Raw genomic sequence first — 18583 nt, forward strand, 5'->3', positions numbered from 1 at the left:
TTATGTATCCCCCTGCATATTGATTTGACTGCAAATTCTTTGCAAATCTTCTTTCCAGCTTTGGATGGCAAAAGCCTCCGACAACCGCTCCCCCTCAAGGGCCCGTGCTGCCTCAAGTATGTACCGCTCGTATGCCGCAATCCACTTGTCGACGGTCGGGCAGGAGGACTGCACATGGGTTGCTATCCCCTGAATGATTTTGATTCGATAGTAGTCTTCTTTCGGCATCCGCGGAACATCCCAGTCCCCTTGCTTGTTCACAAAGATGTGCCGAAGGGGCACCGCAGAGAAATCAAAGTACCTTCCGTCTTTGTCCGGCTCCGAGAAAGGATCGATCAACAGGGACGTATATCTCACATACAGCAGGTATTCCTGATGAATCGGCTCGCGCTGCACGAAGCCGTCAATGTCCTCGCGGGACAAACTTTCCGGCCTGACCGGATAATTGTCGTCTGTCATAAACTTCAGCAGGTTCAAGCCTGGAATGCGCAGTTTTTCCATGACAGACGTCATCTCTTTCCATCCGGCAAGCATGTCGCGGATCAGGCGCTGCGTGATCGGCCCTTCGGGAAACATTTTGTATACGTAGGCTTTGTTGGCGGACTTCCGGAAAATGACATCGAGTGAAAACTCGTTCATGAACAGCGCCGGGTGAACATACAAAGATATATTTCGCGTCTCGGCTTCCAGCGGGCTGTTCATGACCTCGAGCGCGATCCCCAGTTTCTCATAGAGTTTGTTAAGGATGTCTACATTGCTGGAACTGCCGCGGGTAGAGCCCAGGAACACTTTTCTCTTCACTGCCGCCGTGATGACATGGTTCGACGGCTCGCCGTCCGCCCAACGGGTATCACCGAGATACGTGGAAAAGCTGATGACTTCCGTACCGCCGCCGCCCGGGATCGAGTCCATATAATGGCGTACCAGGCTGTTGGACCCCAGCGTCGGAGAAACCAGCACCACGCATTTTACCAGCTGCAAAAGCTCACTGCCCGCCTGCTGCAGCACTTCGAGATAAGCATTGGTGGTGACCGCCAGAATCAGCGTATCCCATTCTCCTGTAATGCTTCCGTATCCTTGAAATACATGGTCGATCCGGCACCGGCCTTCCATCTGCGCATGCTTCCTGTTCTGGACTCCCGCCACGGCAAGGCGATCGTGCTGCTCCAGCGCCCTGAAACAGGGCCCGGACCGGACCGATTCCCTGCCGGCGATGCCTACGGTGGTGCCTTCCATATGCCGTTTCAGCAGGACGGAGAGCTGAATGGAAGCAGGACCTGTTCCCATAATAAGCACTCTAGTGAAATCATGCATGGTCAATGTACCCTTCTCCTTTCCCATCAACTGCGGCTAGGCTTTGACATACAAAGCAATATCGAACACATGCCCGGCATGCTGAATATGATCAGCCAGTCTCCATTTGCCCCTGTTCACCTCTTGCATAGGGTAGTTGAACAGCGACTTCAGCCGGTTACCGTACCGCATCGCCACAACGACTCCGCTGTTCGTGACAGCGTGCAGCCGGTCCAGCAAGTCGTACTTGCCCGCAACGGTAGAACTGAACACGATATGCGTCGCCTCCCGCGTAATCTCAAGCTGCTCTACAGAAGCGCCCTCCAGCCGGATGTTCAAGCCGCTCCCAAGGACCGCGACAACCTTCCGCCCCAGCTCAATGGCTTCCTCATCGATATCAATGCCGACCACTTCCGCTCCTGTCCGTTTTGCAATCAGTAAGGGTGTCATCGGAAAAGAACCCGAGCCGATCATCAGCACCTTGGAATTCGGAGTGATTTGAAAGCTTCCAAACTCCGTCTCAATGCAGGACTCAATATTGGAGAAATATCCGGTCCGGTCGTCGGTTCCACTGAGCAGTCTCCATGCTCGGTATTTCTCCATGTTGGCGACACATTGTGCCGAGGCAGCTCTGACTGCATCCGCTAACCCGTCCAGCCCGGCAGCATGTTTCTCCTCAATTTCGGCCCAGGCTTGCAGGTTCTCTGAATCGGTGACAAAGGCAGCATAGTGGTCCAGAACGTTTTCCAGCTCCAAACCGTGTTCCTTGGTACCGTCATAGCTCTGCGCTAATGCAGTAAATTTATTAGAATATTCCGTTAATTTATGCTGCAGTCTGACCGTGTTTACTCCCATCATTCCGATCCGCTCCATCCCGCTATGTATTTTTATAGTTCGATATAAGCTTGGCCTTGTGCTGCAATGCCGACGGTCCCTTCGATCCAGACGCTTGTCACTTCCCCGCCGGACCAGTCCGCCGTGACATGGATCGTGCCGCCAGGCTGCCGGACCGGTTCTTCGACGCCACCCTTTCGTTTCCAGGAAAGGTAGGCTCCCAGCGATGCTGTGCCCGATCCGCAGCCTCGTTCCCAGATCATGCTGTCTACCGGGGGAACATATATGAGCGGCGCCATTTCCCCGGATTCAGTCTTATACAATAAAACTCCCACTAAACTGGATCCTTGCGTCACTCCCAGCAGCTTCGCCAATGCCTGCGCCTTTTCCCTGACTTCTTCACTAAAGCTCTCCACTTCTATCACCAGATGATAAAAATCCGGATACCTTACAATGGCTACATCCAATTCGGCGCCCTCATACGTTATTTGCCTTTGTTCCAGTTTCCTCGGGACCGGCATGGCAATCTTGCAGAGATACTGATCTGCGACGACCCTTACCCGGCATGAGATGAGCTGATCTGTACCTGACGTCTGCAAAACGATGTTCATTGAATCCTCAGGACAGAGACCTTTCCCGGATGCAACGTACACGGCCAGCGCCATGCACGCATTCCCGCAAAACTCGCCGCCTGCCATTTGCAAATGTGCTTCGGCTTCCTGACGGGACGGTGTTTCAATAAATCCTACTTGCTCTGCATACACACTGTCATAAGACATCATCCTAGATGCGATTCGTTGATACTCTTCGGCGGGATGTTTCGTTTTCACAAGAATAGTCATGTTTTGCGTGGGGTTCAGCTTAACAAAATCGACTTCCTGTTTCATCGCGGCTACCTCTGGCTCCTATATTGATATCGAATTCACTTCATTGAATTAATCGTAATACTTACGATTAAGACTAGGTACATGATATCCGTAAATGAAAACATCGTCAATATGTTTTGTTAAAAAAATCCTGTGCATAAGAGTAGATGCATACAAAAAAAGCACTCCTTTCCGTTACGAAAGAGTGCTTTTCTCAACTCATTATTCATGGGTGCCGTGCTTTAGTATGACCGTGCAAGCCGAAAGCCCAAATCGTCTATCAATCCCTTAAATTCGCCCCGCCGCGCCTAGCTTTTCCAACGCCTGCTGCTCATCCGGCACGAAGAAGAAATTCTGCCCGTTGTTGCTTTCATAGATGAAATCCCTCAAGCTTTGGCTGTCATATCCGGAAAAATCTCCGATGATGGCCAGCTTCACTTGATAATTTATAAACTTCTGCAGAATCTCACCCGCAAGACGTGTTTTCAGATCGAAAAAGTCCGGGCTGATGAGATCAGCACCGATCACAATCCGGTCGCAGCCCGCTTCATAACGGACCGTCGCCATGAAGTCTAATGCCGATTGAACGTCATGGATTATGATTTCGCTGCCGCTGATAATGGCAATGTCATGTCCGTTTAACTCTGTTTTGGTGATTTGCATGATGTACCTCCTGGTATCGTTTTTTTACTGTATTATAGCAGACAATGCCTTCACCTGCCCCGCACCGGGTTCCAAGTAAAAAAGCCGATCCTGAGGATCGGCTCTTTCCGGTTTATTTCCATAGTTCCTTACGTTTTGTGTAATTGTCGGTATAAATCTTTTCCAGCTTAGGCAGTCCCGCTTCATCCAGTTCCTTGATCATCTTCTCATAAAGACTCACAGCTTCTTGTTCAGAAGGAGCCATCACCATTCTCGGGAAATATTTCGCTGTAGTTTCGTTGACTTTTTGCTGCATGATCGCCTCAGGCGTGCCGCCCGCAGGACCTAAATTATCGTAGATGGCCGTATCGAATGCGGAATCCGCCAAATTTTTGATCGCCAGATCGGACACAGGATCCGATTGATAACGGCCGATCAGGTCATAAGGGGTTCCATCGGAACCAGGCCCGTTCTTCACAGCCCATACCCATTGGCGGATGCCCGATTCTTTCGAGTATTTAGCCCAGTCTTTCTTAAATCCATCCAACACTTCCTGTCTAGGCACGTGTTTACCGTCTTTCATATCCCAATGGACACCCTCGACTCCCCACATCATCAAATATTGGCCTTCTTCGGATGCAAGGTAGTCCAGGAGTTGAATCGCACGAACCGCGTTTTTGCTGTTTTTGGAGATTGCGATCCCGTCCCAACCCAGAGAGCTTTTTGGGCCGAAAGTAGTTTTTGATGGGTCTACACCCGGCGCGATTACTTTATAAGGGTAGAATTGAGCCTCATCCTTCTTCGCAGGATCTTTCGCCGTGTCCTTCAGGATTTGATTCGGTTTCCCCGGATTCCAAAAAGCATCGGCCGTAGCAAAGATCGTTCCGCTTGCCAACTTTTGCTCATACTGCTGTGTCTTGTTGGTAGCCCACTCCGGATCGATAAACCCTTGTGTATAGAGTGAATTCATAAACTTAATCATTTCAATGTAGCGGGGATCGCGAACGTCGCTCTTCAGCTGGCCGTCCACCTCGTAGTAAGGCATCATGCCGTACATTCCCTTGAAGGTCCAGGTTATCGCTCCCGTGTTTTCTCCGTTAAAAGTCATCGGAATCGCCGGTTTACCGTCAACGGTCGGGTACTTCTCTTTATAAGCTTTCAGCAGCCCGACAAACTCTTCCGCTGTAAAAGGTTGGCCGTTGGTTGCTTTCTCGCCCGCTCCCAGCTCTTTCAGGACATTCATCCTCATCAGGAAGCCAAACACAGGATATTGCTCCAGTCCGTACCAGTTAGCCAGGTAGTAGTTTTTGCCGTCCTCAGATCTTGTTTTGTTGAGCATATCGCCATACATTTTTTTGATATTGGGGCCGTATTGATCGATCAGATCGTTCAACGGCAGCAAGGCACCTGCCGCGATATACTTATCGAGAATATCGCCGCGCCCAATAGAAAGCAGGTCAGGAAGATCGTTGCTTGCCAGCATCAAATTGAGCTTCTCGGAGGGGTTCCCTGTCGGCTGCTGCATTTCCAGAGAAACTCCCGTCATTTCGGTAATTTTCTTCGCAACGGTGTTTGTAAACGGATCGCCGATATTTTTGTCAAAGAAGGTAAGCGTAACCGGTTCCTTCCCTGTTGCCGTGTCTGTTTCTCCGCCGGAGCTGTTTGCTGCATTGGTTCCGCTGTTCACCGTGCTGTTACCCGCAGCCTGGTTGGAATTAGACCCGCCGTTGCCTGCGCAGCCTGCCAATAATGTTACCAGCAGGGTTGCAATTACTGTAAAACGAAGCTGCCCCTTTTTGATCATATTGCAATTCAATCCTCCTCGTGTAGATGTTAGCGATTACACTCCCGCTATGGAACCCATTGTAACGATCAGGACGAGGGCTAATCTATAAAACTTTCTAATGATCTGTACCGGAAAACAACGATTATAGATAAATGGCCGATTTGGGGATGCGAATCACAACCGACGTCCCGATGCCCAATCTGCTGAACAGCTTTACTCCGTATCCCTCGCCATAAGCAAGCTTGATCCGCTTATCCACATTAAAGATCCCGTACCCTCCCTTTCCCTCTTCTTTAGAGAGTAAAGATTCCGCCGTCTCCGCCGCCATCCCCATCCCGTCATCGATCACTTGGATGATCACATCATCGCCATCCGCTTTCAGCCTTACGATAATATTCATGCGGGACTCGTCGTCCCATATGGCATGATTAATGCAGTTCTCGATAAAAGGCTGGATAATCAGCTTTAGGGTTGTATAAGGAAACAGAGATTCATCCAAATCGTAATGAACTTCGAATAATCCTTCGAAACGGTTCTTTTGGATCGACACATAATGCTCCGTAAGTTTTAATTCCTTCTCAATCGTAATGGACTTCTTGCCTTTGTTTAACGAAATCCGGTAGAACCTTGCCAAATCATCAGCCATGCGGTGCACTTGAGGGTTATTATGGATAGTCGCCAATGCAGAAATAGAGGCCAGTGTGTTATAGAGAAAATGGGGATTGATCTGCGCCTGCAGGCTGGTCATTTCCGCTTCATTCGCAGCCAATTCTTTTTTGTAGACATCATGAAACAGTTCCTCTATCGTAGCCGCCATCCTATGAAGGGCCAGGGACAGCTGCCCCACCTCGTCATTGCCGAGCGGCGCCGCAGGAAGCTGAAACGAGCCTCGCTCTACTTTTCGGATCTGCTGCAGCAGCGTCTCAAACCTCTTGGTCATAAAGGTGCTTGTCAAGTAGATGAACAGAGCGGCAGCGGCCATGCATGCAATAGAGATGACCAGCATGTTTGCCGATGCCTTCCGGGCTTGCCCCAACACTTCGCTGTAAGGCAGGAGCACAACCGTCTGCCAGCCGTTCGTTATCGTTTTGCGGATCACCATATACCCGGTACTGTCCAGTTCGCTGATATTGCGGATACCGGCAGCTTTGGATCCCGCCGTAATGATATTCCCCTGCTCATCTGCAATGAAAATCATCTTGTTCTTGTTCTCTTTCTCAAAAAACGAATAAATTTCCCTCTCCGTAATTTCCATGGAAATAATTCCGTAAGGATAATTCAGGCTCAAATAGTTCAGCGAACGGGCAAGGGTAATCGTCCTCTCCGCGCCTTCCGCGGGTTCGGAATAAAAGTGAATCAGATTCCCTTGGGCCTTGTATGTCTTCTCGCGCATGTCGGCAGGCATCTTGTCCAGATATTTGATGAACAATCCGTCCGTAAATAAGGTGTGGTTATCCGTATAAATGGAGATGGACTTCAAGTTAGGGTTCATGGCCAAAATTTTGTACAGCGTTTTGTTGATATAATCGTACGCGTCCAGAAAGGATAGATCTCTTTTGCTGTATTGGTTCAGCAAATAATTTCGCAATTGATTGTCCAGATAGAGCAGTGTGGTGATTTGGGTATACATGTTCAGCTTGCTTGAGATGTTGGTGTTAATCTGATCGATCGTACTGTTGACATTCTCTACCGCCTGGTGAATGAGCTGTTCGCGGACAGTATGGTAGGAATAGGACACCAAATAGGTCACCGGCAGAATCGTTACCAGCAGATAGACGATAAACAGCTTGCTCCTCAACCGCTGGTTCCGGAATTTCTCAACAAGGGCTGCCGCAAAACTATAAGTATTTCTTGCGATATTCATTCGGAGTGACCCCTTGTGTTTTATAAAAAATCGAACAGAAATAGGACGTATTGTCATATCCGACGCGCTTCGAAACATCCTGTATTTTCAGGCCCCGGTCGCGGAGCATCTCTAATGCCCTCTCGAGACGCACCTTAGTTAAATAATCATGAATGGTGCAGCCCATCTTCTCCTTAAACAGCGCCCGAAGGTAGTTAGGCGACAGATACACCCGTCCCGCCAGCTCGTCAATCGTCAGCACTTCCCCGTACTCGGATTCCAGAATAGCCGTAACCTGACGCACCAGTTGGGACTGCCGGTCCTGCTGTTTTTCTGCCATGAATGCCGTAATACGTTCGACAAGTCCGGTTAGAAATAAGCGGATTTCCTCCATGGTGCCGCACTCTTCCAATACTGCTGTCCACTCGGGAAGGTGCCCGTGTCCCCGTTCTTTCCATTCCGCGTATTTCGTCAGCTCACCGGATAGTTCCTGCAGCAATTCCCTGGAATGGCTCAATACGATTTCTCTAGGCACACGCGTATCCGCCATCCGGCGATAATACTCATCCAACGGAATTCCAGCTTCCGGCAGCTGCTGTAAAGTCATCAGCCGCAGCACTTCCCTATGCATCTCCAGTATTTCAGAATCGGGACCGGGATCTGGACTGGGATCCACAACGCCGGATGCCTGAATGATCCGGGACGCACCCAAATAGAAACGTTCCCCCGCTGCTTTCCTGGCTTCCGCGGCCATCCTTGGCAGTTCGCGCAGAATTCCTTCCCTTTCGCAAATGCCAATCGTAACCGTTACTCCCAATCCATCGTGTATGGCTCCGGCAACCCGTTCCCAGAATTGCATCGTTTCAGCAGGGGAGCCCGAAGCGACAGCGAAGGCCCATTCGCCGGGACCGGGCGACGCAACAGCCCCTTCCAATCCGCCGGCTTCCAGCTCTTTGTGCAGGATCCTTACCATTTCTAAAGAATCCGGATCTTGGCCCCTTACCCTATCGGGATCCGGGCAGATTAAAGCGGTTACATAAAGCTGCCTGCTAACCGAAGAATCCGATGCCGTTAATTCCTGCCAGCTTTGCTCTACATCGCTATCTTCCGTAGTTTTTAACAACAGCTCCATGTGCCTATCGATCCAAAGTTGTTTGGATTTTCGGACAAGGTTCACTTTAGCAGCTTCCGTCTTCGCCCTATTCATAACGGCTGCCAGCTCGTTGGGATCAACGGGCTTCAGGAGATACCCTACCGCACCGGATTCCAAAGCCGATTTTACATAGCTGAACTCATCATGTCCGCTCAAATACACCACCTGTATCCAGGGGTACCGTTCCTGAACCAATGCCCCTAACTGAATGCCGTCCATGATCGGCATCCTGACGTCAGTCAGAATAATGTCCGGCTGCAGCGTCTGGATCTGTTCCCAAGCCCGCCTCCCGTTACGCGCCGTACCGATGACACATACATCCATTCCCGTCCAATCCATGTGTTCCTTCAACAAGGTAAGCTCCAACATTTCGTCTTCCACCAGAAAGATGGTGTTCATGTCCTGCCTCCTTACTTGGCTTTTCATTATTATACATCCAGAAGCGGCAAGAGGCATCCTGCCGTACATCCTGCTTTTGCAGGAAAGTCGTTTTCCGGCATGGATCATTACATTGTCTTATTGAGTGAACGTTCGGCGGAACCTTATACTTTTTTCATTACTGAAGAACGGGGTGTACCCATGGAAAACATCGTAACTCTATCACAAAATGTCCCGAAGCAGACAAAGAAAAACTGGACACAGAAAATAAGGGAGCAGCGATACCTGCTTCTCATGCTCCTTCCTGCCATAGTTTGGGCCGTTCTCTTCTGCTACCTTCCTATGGCCGGGCTGTACATGGCCTTCGTGAACTATCAGCCGGCGTTAGGCGGCTTTTGGAAACATCTGTTTCAAAGCGATTTTGTCGGATTTGACTGGTTCAACTATTTCTTCCAAAACGGCGATTTCTACAGAATCATGCGCAATACCGTTGCTTCAACGATGCTTACCCTGATCATTTCGTTTCCGGTTCCGATTATTATCGCTATCGCATTAAACGAGGTTCGGGCGGCTGCCTTCAAAAAGACGGTTCAAACCGTATCCTATCTGCCTCACTTTATCTCCTGGGTTATTGCGGCGAACATTATCGTAACTCTGTTATCTTCCGACGGAATTGTAAACAACCTGCTGAAGTTTTTCAATGTTACGGACAAGAGCATTTTGTTTCTTCAGGAAGGCCGCTATTTCTGGTGGATTGTAGCCTTCGGGAATACGTGGAAAGAGATGGGCTATAACTCGATTATCTATCTTGCAGCCATCTCCTCCATCAACCTGGATTTGTATGAAGCGGCGAAAGTGGACGGGGCCGGACGCTTTAAGCAAATGATCTATATCACGCTGCCGCATCTGAAGCCGACGATTGTCATTCTTCTAATCTTACAGCTCGGCGGCGTATTGAATGCAGGCTTCGATCAGCACTTCCTGTTAGGCAACGGGTTAAACCAAGAGTACTCCGACGTATTGTCGACTTATTCGTTCCGGTACGGCCTGCAGAACTCCATGTTTTCTTACGCTTCCGCTGTAGGGCTTTTCAATTCGGTTGTCGCCTTCCTGTTAGTCGTTCTAGTGAACAGCGCTTCCAAAAAGCTGAACAACCAGTCTTTATTCTAAGGGGGAGAATCGCATATGCTGCGCAAATATTCATGGGCGGATGCCGCCTTCAACATGCTGATTTATAGCTTTCTAATCGCTGTCTTCCTCCTGACCTTTTATCCTTTCTGGAACATCCTTGTCGTATCCCTGAACGATGCAACCGACTCCGTCCGGGGCGGATTATACCTATGGCCCAGAGTCCTGTCCTTCGAGAGCTACTATTCGATTTTCCGTAACGACGAGCTGCTTGGTTCTGTAAAGGTTACCGTACTCCGTACCCTCATTGGAACTCCATTGTCGGTTCTGGCGATCAGCATGATGGCGTATTCCCTAAGCAAACGCGAGTTGATTGCATGGCGGGGGTTCACGTTGTTTTTTATTTTTACGATGTACTTTGGCGGTGGATTGATTCCGACTTACATGGTCATTAAATCTCTGGGGCTGATCGACTCTTTCTGGGTATTCATTTTCCCCGGATTAATAGGAGTGTTTCTGATGATTCTGGTCAGGACCTACATTGAGCAGCTTCCCCCCGAGCTAGAAGAATCAGCCAAAATGGACGGAGCGAATGACCTGCAGATTTACGCAAAAATCATCCTCCCGCTCTGTGTTCCCGTACTTGCGACGATCGGTTTGTTTATCGGAATCGGACACTGGAATGCCTGGTATGATTCGTACATCTACACGTACAAACCCGAATTGAAGACACTCCAGGCGATATTGGTCAAAATTCTAAACCAGTTTCAGACCGGGGCTATGGTGTCGGAGGCGGAGCAGCTCGCAAACAGTACGAAACGGATACCGGTTTCCGGGGAAAGCATCCGGATGGCGGTCACAATGGTGGCTACGATACCGATCGTCCTGGTTTATCCTTTCATTCAACGTTACTTCGTCAAAGGCATGATGATGGGCGCAATTAAAAGTTAAGGTACGGAAGCTGAATAGACGGTAAGCACGGACAAGAAGATTCAAAGGAAATGCCCCAGACGGTCTCCGGACCGCTGGGGCATTCTTCTTTAATTGTGAACCTATCCTTTACTTCTTAGCAATTTTGTAGATTACAGATTGAGCAGGTTCCAAATTCACTGTCAGCTTGCCGTCAGTAACGGCTGCCGGGCTGTTCGACCACAACTCCGTGATTTCATCCTTGTCATCTAAAGCAATCCCTGCTCTTGCCAGGTCAATCGTCTTAACTGCAGCCGAGCGGGTTAAGTTAAATACCGCCACATACTGTTCCTTGCCGTTGTTTAGAACGAAGGTGTCTGCCGAAGTAGTTCCCGTATTTCCTTCCACAGGTCTGAATGCTTTCCCTGTAAGCGCCAGTTCGTTGATTCTCGGGTTGGTCAGGAGCGTTTTCATATACTGCTGTGCCTCCGGCTGCTCCGGATCGTCGGAATTCAGATAGACCGTTCCGGAAATAGCTGCTGCAGACACTCTAGATTGAGCGGCCGCGATGGAACCGCCTTTGGTCAGGTGCATATAATCAGGGTCCGTAAAATGATAGATGGTACCATTTTGCCACCAGCCGTAAGTCAAGTTGTTCAACTGGTATTCCGTCATTTCTAGAGTTCCGTTCACATCACAGGAAATTCTTCTGGCATGGGCATACTGGCTCGGGAATAAGGGAGCGATGGAAGCACTGATGAACATTCTTCCGTCCAGCACCTGGTTGATATAAGCCATACCTTGATTGTAAGCTTGAATTCCTGTCTGTACCGCAGGATCGTAATGCTCGCCTTCCAGTGAACCATGGGTCAGGAAGTCTAACTTGATATACTCGAAGCCTAATTTGATGAATTTATTAAAATAGTAGTCGATCCGCTGTTTCGTTCCCGGATGAGTCGGGTCAAGCGCAAAGGCGCCATCCAATGTAGGCAGGATTCGCCCTTCGCCGTCCCTCAGGACCAAATCGCCGTAAGTATATTTTCCGTCAGTTCCTTCCACAACCTGGCTCATGTTGTTCCCCCAGAATACAAATGGGCCGTAGTAAATGCCGGCTTTCTGCTTGTTGTTATGAATGATGCCGACAAGCTGCTGCAGCTGGTCTTCGGTCATATTGTCCCAGTAGGAATCTAGGTTGATGTATACGTTCCCTTTATTGCTGAAAGACTCGTCTTGAAGGAAATCTTTGAAGAAGTTCGATACGCTTACCACTTTGTCATAGCTTAGCCTGCTGTCGTAAGCGCCCCAGCTGTTCCAGCCAACCGGTACGCCTTTCGGTACACCGCGCTTGAACGCTAATGGCGGAGCTTCCTTGGCATTGGCGTTTCCGTAGCTCTCCATTCCGTCTCTATAGTCCGTATGATACCCGACATAGATTTCAGGTGAAGTAAGAACCGTTCCGGTAAGTGCTGCATGAGGCAGCGTATCGTGAGTCGATACTTGGGATGTGAAACCGCCGTACACTTTCAGTTTGTTGAGCTTGCCGTCGGAACCGCTCCAGGCGATACCCGTTTTCCAGGTATCATGAGTAACCGATCCGATCACCAGCCCGTTTCTGCTTCCATTGTCATAGACGGCCGTTACTTCGGAGCTGATGTAATTGTCCGTATTCAAGCTCGTATTGATCGTGCGGGATTGGTATCTGGACCATGCATCATTGTCAAAAGGTACAACCAGCACCCTGTTGTCGGTTTGGCTGCCTACATCCACCGCGCCTTTGGCGGAGATGACGACAGGCGCCATGGACTTGGCGCTGATGCTTGTGCTGCTTTGTAATTCCTGACTCGTCAAAAAGTAGGTTTGATCCGCATACAGCTTATAAATCTGTTTCATGGCAGGCGCATCGGCTTTCGTATGTTCTACAACAACCTGCAGCCCTTTGCCTTGCTGATCTTGGATAGGCGTAATGTTCTCAGGCCGTATCCGGTGTTCCGTGTAATCTTTGCTGTGCAGCAAGGTTCCGCCGAGGTCTGCGCTGCTGTAGATGCCAGTTGCAATCCGTTTGCCGTTCCAATCGTATGCGGCAAGTCCGCTGTCCGTGTTGTAAGAAACCGTGTAAATGCCGTTGGAGAACGTCATCCCATGCTCATACTTTACAGCGGTCACGGAATTGATTTCGCTGGATTCCAGTTGGGCCCCCAAGTCACCGATGGACCCGTCCCCAGTCTCTCCGTTCCCGTTATCGGACGCGGTCAATACGATCTTGTCGATATCCGGAGACCATCCCCCATCATCTGTGAAGAGGATCGTATTCAGGCCTTCCTGGAGCATCACTTCCAAGGAATATGAGCCCACCGTGTCCCAGTCCGCCGTTTTCGGAGGGGTAAGCGTCTCCTTCTCTCCGGAATTTACAGTAATGGAGATCGGCCGCGGATCGCCGGATACATAACTCATTTTCAGCGTATAAACGCCTGCCTTAGGAACGGTAACATTCGGGAAGGTTAACGAAGATCCTCCCCATAGATTTCCGACCTTTTTGCCGCCGGAACAAGCGCTGCAGGCATTAATCGAGGCATTGCCCGTCAAGCGGTTGCCCAATGCTTCCGCTTCATAGGAAGCCCCGTCCCCGCCCGGAGGTGCGCTCGGCTTAATCTCGATTTTGTCCAAATCCGGTGAATACCAGTTATCATCGCTAAACAAAATCGTATTTTTGCCCTGCTGCAGCTCAATTTCAATTTCATAGACACCCAGCGTGGACCAATCCGCCGTTTTTGGCAGATCGTACCTGTCGCCAGGCGAGCCGTTCACACTGATTTTGAACGTACGGGAATCCCCTGAAATGTAATGAATCGCCATCACATAAACGCCGGCAGCTTCTGCCGTAACTTCATTGAATTGCACGGATGATCCGCCCCAGAAGTTATTTACAAACTGGCCGCCGGAGCACGCCCCGCATGCGCTTACCCCGGCTTTTCCGGAAAGCGTGTTGAGCGGGGACTCCGCTTCGTAACTCAGCACGCCGGCAGCTGTTTCCGCCGCTCCTCCCGCAGCCGTCTGGTCTTGCGCTGTCGCTGGAATGCTGAAAAGCTGGATGAGCAGAATCAAGCTGAGTGCAAGTGTACAAGCCCTTGAAAATGAACGTTTCTGATACATAAACAACCTCCTTTTAGAGTAAATAAAGCGCTTTCTAAATAAGTGTAAAAGAACCGGGGTCCTGTAACTATGCCAATTACTAAAGATTTATGTGCGAAAGTGATGATTTTTGGAAGGCGGTAACCGAAAAAGAAAAAAACCAATTCCGGACCAGCCGAAATTGGTTCTTCACAATACCCTGTGGTGATTCCTTTAAAAAACTCTTTCCTTCGCTTCCGATTTTGCAACCTCTTCCCGGACCCGCGGCGCGACTTCCGTTCCCAGAAGCTCAATGGATTTCATTACATCCTCATGCCGCATAGTGCCGGTGGGCAAATGCAGGAAAAAGCGGGAGAAGCCTAAATATTGGCGCATATAAAGGATCTTGTTGGCTACCGTTTCGGGATCCCCTACATAGAATGCGCCTTCCGGGCTGCATGCCGCATCGAAAGCTGCACGGCTGTAATGTCCCCAACCCCGCTCTTTAGCGAAAAGATTAAACGAGGCCTGAGTAGGCGGGAAATATTTCTCAGCCGCAATCGAGTTGGTTTCCCCAACGAACCCAAGGGAATGTACGGCGACCTGCAACTTCGACGGATCGTGTCCCGCACGTGCGGCAGCGCTCTTATAAAGCGGAATGAGCGGAGCAAATTGCAGCGGATTCCCGCCAATAATCGCCAACACCAGAGGCAGCCCCAGTTCCCCTGCGCGAATCACCGAACCCGTATTTCCTCCGCTGCCAAGCCATATAGGCATACGATTCTGCACCGGGCGCGGATACACGCCGAGATTCGTAAAGGCTGGCCGGTGACCGCCTCTCCAGGTTACCTTCTCCGAGTCCCTCAATTTCAATAATAACTCCAATTTTTCCTCGTATAGCTCATCATAGTCTTTTAGATCGTAACCAAACAACGGGAACGCATCGACCATAGAGCCGCGGCCCGCGATGATCTCGGCACGTCCGTTGGAAATACCGTCGAGTGTGGCAAACTGCTGAAACAACCTAACCGGGTCAGCGGCAGAGAGCACGGTCACCGAACTCGTTAAACGGATCTTTTTTGTCATAGGCGCCGCTGCCGCAAGAATTACGGCAGTAGCGGAATCTCCAAATTCCTTCCGGTGATGCTCACCGACCCCGAATATATCCAGCCCGACTTTATCGGCAAGGACGATTTCCTCAACCACCTGCCGCAAACGCTCCGCATGGCTGATCGTCTCACCCGTTTCCACATCAGGCATTGTTTCAACAAATGAATCTATACCTATTTCCATTTTTATATCCCCTTTAATTTGTTGTTGAGCCATTGTCTTCCCGATTCTTGATGCCATACCCGATGTTCTTCAGCACGCGGATCAGTTCTAGCTTCTCCTCATCCGTCGCAAAGGACAAATGATCGGAGATCGCTTGCACATGCTTTGGAAAAATAGTATCGAAATAACGCCGGCCTTCCTCGGTCAATGCCACATTCGTTCTGCGGCGGTCACCCGGGATGGGGAGCCGTTCCACATACCCCTTCGTCTCCAGCTTATCAACCACGTACGTAATACTCCCGCTTGGAATGGAGAACGTTTCGCTGATGATCTGGATGGAATGAGGGCCTTTATTGTACAAAAACTCGAGAATCTGGAAAGTTTCCATACTTAGCCCATAGCTGACAATATCTTTTTCCAAGCTTGTATACAGCACTTTCATTGCCCTGTGTATTACGCGTATCAGCCGTAAATCAAGATCCTTGCCTTCCGTGCCGCGTTCAGCCATTGTTATCGCCCCTTATTATATAGCGGATAATCCACAGTCGTAGGCACTTCGATCATAAACACTCTCAGTGGGGCGTCCGCGTCGTTGCGAAGCTTGATCCGCTTATCCGTTCCTCCAGCATCGATGACGTTAAAGTCCCTGTGAACAAACGGGACCGAACTGCTTTCGGAACCGGCGCTTACATCCATCCAGGAACCATTGCCTCTGATCGCCAGCGCAGCCCAGGAAAAACCTGCGGGAACGACTTGTTCGTGTGCCCGGCCCGGTTCCACAGTCATATCCCACATTTTCGCATCGGTCACCAAATGGATTGGAGCCCCTTCCCCGATAAGCGTTTTCACATGAACACCTTGTGCCGGAGACGATACCGGGAAATGCTCATTCTGATATTCCGCATAGGTGGGCACTCGCTTCAACGCTTGGCTTAGATGCGGCTCAAGCCAGATTTGAAACATTTCGGCATCGGGACCTTTCACACTCTCTTCATGGGAGACGCCGGAACCGGTCTGCATCACTTGAACACCGCCGGTACCGACCGTGCTTTTCGTGCCAAGCGTATCTCCATGCGTAAGCTGCCCGTTAATGACATAAGTCATAATCTCAAAGCCCTGATGAGGGTGCAGACCGATCCCTCCCTCTGTTTTCGTATAGGCCCAGGACCAGTAAAACAGGGGCCCAACGCGCCGGACAACAGAATCCTGGTGAGGGAAGCCAATCGGCTTCTGCACATCAATTTTCCCTCGGTCATAGGCTTCCAGAACTTGCTGGTTTGGGGAGTAAACTTTGATCGTCATAGGAATCGCCTTCTTTCTATAATAATTTGTTAAAAATATACTCTAATAATATATATCCTAGTTATAGTGTAATTAGATCATATACCTTAGATAGATTGTTGTCAAATGTACAAAGCTTTTTATGTGCGTTTCGTAAAGCGATGGTCCACCTTTACTATTACTTATTGCCTTTCTGACATTGAGCTAACACTTTGCCTTTATTTTTAAAGAGAAGTTTTTCATAAAGGAATGGTGAACCCTTGAGCACAACCGAGCAAGATCTTCCTCTTGGCCTGCCGGCCAAAGCCGGCGTACGCCTGGACAGCAGGAAACAGAGGCTGGCTTGGAAGGAAAATACGATTGGCTATCTCTTTTTGGCGCCGTCGCTGCTGCTGTTCTGTATGTTTCTCTTCTATCCGCTGTTGAAATCCGTCTACCTCAGCTTCCATTTAACAGACTTAAGGGGACATGTAGCTGCCTTTGCCGGCCTTGAAAATTATAGTTCCTTGCTGCGGTCGGAAGGTTTCTGGAACAGCCTCTTGGTCACCGTGAAATTCACGCTGCTGACCGTTCCCGCCGGCATTGCGGCCGGGTTGCTGCTTGCGGCACTGACGCATACGAAGCTGAAGGGGATGCGGGTGTTCCGGTTTATTTTCTCTGTCCCTGTCGCGATGTCCGTCAGCACGTCTTCCGTCATCTGGATGATGCTGTATCATCCGACAACCGGGATGCTCAACTACGGCTTGTCCCGGCTTGGGCTGGCTCCCGTACAATGGCTGACCGATCCGGCCTGGGCGTTGATTTCCATTTCCCTTATGACGGCATGGATGAATTCCGGCTTCAACTACATCCTGCTGCTCAGCAGCCTTCAGGGCATCAGAGAGGAAATTCGCGACAGCGCCCGCATCGACGGCTCCAGCCCGCTCCGCACCTTTTTTCAAATTCTGATGCCGCTTCTGTCGCCGACGCTGTTTTTCCTTACGGTAGTTTCCGTCATGAATGCGTTCCAGTCCTTCGGGCAAATCCATATTTTGACCAAAGGCGGTCCGGCGGGCTCCACCGAAGTGTTCGTGTACTCCATCTACAAAGAAGCTTTCGTCAACTTCCAGTTCGGAACCGGAAGCGCGCTCGCTTTAGTGCTGTTCGTTCTGATTCTGCTGTTAACCTGGGTTCAATTCCGTTTTGTCGAAAAGAAGGTGCATTATCAATGACCCGCAAGATCCGCATGATCCGTCCGGCGGCGCATTATCTGCTTTTGACTGCGGCTGCCCTGCTGGTGATCTATCCGCTTGCCTACACTTTCCTGTCGTCATTTATGACGCCGGAGGAATCGTCGGTGTATCCCCCGCGCCTGTTCCCATCCCATTTGTATCTCGGTACGTTCAAGTCGGTGTTGGATCTCGTCCCGCTCCCGTATTTCATCGGGAACAGCTTCCTCGTATCGGCCATCGTTACGATCGGACAAGTCATTACGGCCAGTATGGCGGCTTACGCGTTCGTGTACGTCGGATTTCAAGGCAAGTCGTTCTGGTTCGCTTTGTTTTTGTCTACGATGATGATCCCTTGGGAGGTCACTATGATTCCCAACTACCTTACGATTAAGGCGTGGGGCTGGCTGGACACCTATCAGGGACTGACCGTGCCGTTTCTCGCTTCCGCCTTCGGTATCTTCATGCTCAGGCAGTTTTTCCTTCAGCTTCCGAGGGAGCTGTTCGAGGCTACCAAGATCGACGGGTGCGGGCATATCCGGCATTTTACGGCTATCGTACTTCCGCTTTCCCGGCCGGTGCTTGCTTCCTTGGCAGTCTATGCTTTTCTGGAGGCATGGAATATGTACCTGTGGCCGCTCTTGGTCACCAGCAGTGACAAAATGCGGACCGTCCAAATCGGCATCAGCATGCTGCAGTTCGAAGAGGTGACATCCTGGAATCTGGTGCTGGCGGGGGTTGCTCTTGTGCTGCTGCCATCCCTGCTCCTGTTGGTATTTGGCTTAAAACAGCTTGTGGGGGGCCTTACAGCCGGGGCCGTAAAAGGATAAGGAACGTGGAACCTGTCCCCAAAGGACATTCCTATATAAAAGAGATGTGAGG

15 protein-coding genes are annotated in these 18583 nt (G+C 50.1%); 4 read left to right on the forward strand and 11 right to left on the reverse strand.

All coding sequences use genetic code 11. The features are described from left to right. From ACFSUF_RS02770 to ACFSUF_RS02800, 7 genes are all read right to left on the reverse strand, one after another. Nucleotides 1–1314: an opine metallophore biosynthesis dehydrogenase gene (locus ACFSUF_RS02770; protein ID WP_377600232.1), complete on the reverse strand. Its 1314-nt coding sequence runs from the start codon at nucleotides 1312–1314 to the stop codon at nucleotides 1–3. Nucleotides 1315–1350: 36 nt separating this feature from the next. After that, nucleotides 1351–2151, reverse strand: a complete 801-nt coding sequence (locus ACFSUF_RS02775) for a nicotianamine synthase family protein (RefSeq protein WP_377599862.1) — start codon at nucleotides 2149–2151, stop codon at nucleotides 1351–1353. A 29-nt stretch (nucleotides 2152–2180) separates the two neighbouring features. Then, a complete protein-coding gene (locus tag ACFSUF_RS02780; protein WP_377599864.1) occupies nucleotides 2181–3014 on the reverse strand; it encodes a diaminopimelate epimerase in 834 nt (277 codons plus the stop codon). Between the two features lie 267 nt (nucleotides 3015–3281). Then, complete coding sequence (locus ACFSUF_RS02785; protein WP_377599866.1) at nucleotides 3282–3656, reverse strand: DUF4180 domain-containing protein; 375 nt, start codon at nucleotides 3654–3656, stop codon at nucleotides 3282–3284. A 112-nt stretch (nucleotides 3657–3768) separates the two neighbouring features. Continuing rightward, nucleotides 3769–5439 carry an ABC transporter substrate-binding protein gene (locus ACFSUF_RS02790; RefSeq protein ID WP_377599868.1) on the reverse strand — a complete coding sequence of 557 codons (1671 nt, stop codon included), beginning with the start codon at nucleotides 5437–5439 and terminating at the stop codon, nucleotides 3769–3771. A 124-nt stretch (nucleotides 5440–5563) separates the two neighbouring features. Next, a complete protein-coding gene (locus tag ACFSUF_RS02795; protein ID WP_377599871.1) occupies nucleotides 5564–7285 on the reverse strand; it encodes a cache domain-containing sensor histidine kinase in 1722 nt (573 codons plus the stop codon). Continuing rightward, nucleotides 7260–8816 (reverse strand): response regulator, encoded by a 1557-nt coding sequence (locus ACFSUF_RS02800; RefSeq protein WP_377599873.1) that lies wholly within the window; start codon nucleotides 8814–8816, stop codon nucleotides 7260–7262. Before ACFSUF_RS02800 ends, ACFSUF_RS02795 begins: the two co-directional genes overlap by 26 nt. 180 nt (nucleotides 8817–8996) lie before the next feature. Between ACFSUF_RS02800 and ACFSUF_RS02805 the strand changes: the two genes are divergently transcribed. Beyond that, nucleotides 8997–9965: an ABC transporter permease gene (locus ACFSUF_RS02805; protein WP_377599875.1), complete on the forward strand. Its 969-nt coding sequence runs from the start codon at nucleotides 8997–8999 to the stop codon at nucleotides 9963–9965. 15 nt (nucleotides 9966–9980) lie between these two features. Beyond that, on the forward strand, nucleotides 9981–10874 hold the full coding sequence (locus ACFSUF_RS02810; RefSeq protein ID WP_377599877.1) for a carbohydrate ABC transporter permease: 894 nt from the start codon (nucleotides 9981–9983) through the stop codon (nucleotides 10872–10874). Between the two features lie 108 nt (nucleotides 10875–10982). Here the strand turns inward: ACFSUF_RS02810 and ACFSUF_RS02815 are convergent, their stop codons facing one another. The 4 genes from ACFSUF_RS02815 to ACFSUF_RS02830 form a co-directional block, all read right to left on the reverse strand. Next, the gene (locus ACFSUF_RS02815) at nucleotides 10983–13982 is read right to left on the reverse strand and encodes a carbohydrate-binding protein (RefSeq protein WP_377599879.1); all 3000 of its coding nucleotides are present in this window, start codon (nucleotides 13980–13982) and stop codon (nucleotides 10983–10985) included. 192 nt (nucleotides 13983–14174) lie between these two features. Beyond that, complete coding sequence (locus ACFSUF_RS02820; protein WP_377599881.1) at nucleotides 14175–15233, reverse strand: Atu2307/SP_0267 family LLM class monooxygenase; 1059 nt, start codon at nucleotides 15231–15233, stop codon at nucleotides 14175–14177. 13 nt (nucleotides 15234–15246) lie between these two features. Next, nucleotides 15247–15720, reverse strand: a complete 474-nt coding sequence (locus ACFSUF_RS02825; protein ID WP_377599884.1) for a MarR family winged helix-turn-helix transcriptional regulator — start codon at nucleotides 15718–15720, stop codon at nucleotides 15247–15249. A 2-nt stretch (nucleotides 15721–15722) separates the two neighbouring features. Further along, nucleotides 15723–16514, reverse strand: a complete 792-nt coding sequence (locus ACFSUF_RS02830) for a pirin family protein (protein ID WP_377599886.1) — start codon at nucleotides 16512–16514, stop codon at nucleotides 15723–15725. Nucleotides 16515–16810: 296 nt separating this feature from the next. Here ACFSUF_RS02830 and ACFSUF_RS02835 point away from each other — a divergent pair, with 296 nt between their 5' ends. Together ACFSUF_RS02835 and ACFSUF_RS02840 are read left to right on the forward strand one after the other, a co-directional pair. After that, the gene (locus ACFSUF_RS02835) at nucleotides 16811–17704 is read left to right on the forward strand and encodes a carbohydrate ABC transporter permease (RefSeq protein WP_377600234.1); all 894 of its coding nucleotides are present in this window, start codon (nucleotides 16811–16813) and stop codon (nucleotides 17702–17704) included. After that, on the forward strand, nucleotides 17701–18531 hold the full coding sequence (locus tag ACFSUF_RS02840) for a carbohydrate ABC transporter permease (RefSeq protein ID WP_377599889.1): 831 nt from the start codon (nucleotides 17701–17703) through the stop codon (nucleotides 18529–18531). The genes ACFSUF_RS02835 and ACFSUF_RS02840 overlap by 4 nt, the downstream gene beginning before the upstream one ends. Nucleotides 18532–18583 lie beyond the last annotated feature (52 nt).

It is taken from the genome of Paenibacillus gansuensis (genome assembly GCF_042684925.1).
GTDB classification, from domain to species: Bacteria; Bacillota; Bacilli; order Paenibacillales; family DY6; genus Paenibacillus_N; species Paenibacillus_N gansuensis.

What these genes read in the sequence shown, in the direction of transcription:
- ACFSUF_RS02770 (WP_377600232.1), bottom strand. Translation starts at nt 1,314, where the DNA reads ATGCATGATTTCACTAGAGTGCTTATTATGGGAACAGGTCCTGCTTCC.
- ACFSUF_RS02775 (WP_377599862.1), bottom strand. Translation starts at nt 2,151, where the DNA reads ATGATGGGAGTAAACACGGTCAGACTGCAGCATAAATTAACGGAATAT.
- ACFSUF_RS02780 (WP_377599864.1), bottom strand. Translation starts at nt 3,014, where the DNA reads ATGAAACAGGAAGTCGATTTTGTTAAGCTGAACCCCACGCAAAACATG.
- ACFSUF_RS02785 (WP_377599866.1), bottom strand. Translation starts at nt 3,656, where the DNA reads ATGCAAATCACCAAAACAGAGTTAAACGGACATGACATTGCCATTATC.
- ACFSUF_RS02790 (WP_377599868.1), bottom strand. Translation starts at nt 5,439, where the DNA reads ATGATCAAAAAGGGGCAGCTTCGTTTTACAGTAATTGCAACCCTGCTG.
- ACFSUF_RS02795 (WP_377599871.1), bottom strand. Translation starts at nt 7,285, where the DNA reads ATGAATATCGCAAGAAATACTTATAGTTTTGCGGCAGCCCTTGTTGAG.
- ACFSUF_RS02800 (WP_377599873.1), bottom strand. Translation starts at nt 8,816, where the DNA reads ATGAACACCATCTTTCTGGTGGAAGACGAAATGTTGGAGCTTACCTTG.
- ACFSUF_RS02805 (WP_377599875.1), top strand. Translation starts at nt 8,997, where the DNA reads ATGGAAAACATCGTAACTCTATCACAAAATGTCCCGAAGCAGACAAAG.
- ACFSUF_RS02810 (WP_377599877.1), top strand. Translation starts at nt 9,981, where the DNA reads ATGCTGCGCAAATATTCATGGGCGGATGCCGCCTTCAACATGCTGATT.
- ACFSUF_RS02815 (WP_377599879.1), bottom strand. Translation starts at nt 13,982, where the DNA reads ATGTATCAGAAACGTTCATTTTCAAGGGCTTGTACACTTGCACTCAGC.
- ACFSUF_RS02820 (WP_377599881.1), bottom strand. Translation starts at nt 15,233, where the DNA reads ATGGAAATAGGTATAGATTCATTTGTTGAAACAATGCCTGATGTGGAA.
- ACFSUF_RS02825 (WP_377599884.1), bottom strand. Translation starts at nt 15,720, where the DNA reads ATGGCTGAACGCGGCACGGAAGGCAAGGATCTTGATTTACGGCTGATA.
- ACFSUF_RS02830 (WP_377599886.1), bottom strand. Translation starts at nt 16,514, where the DNA reads ATGACGATCAAAGTTTACTCCCCAAACCAGCAAGTTCTGGAAGCCTAT.
- ACFSUF_RS02840 (WP_377599889.1), top strand. Translation starts at nt 17,701, where the DNA reads ATGACCCGCAAGATCCGCATGATCCGTCCGGCGGCGCATTATCTGCTT.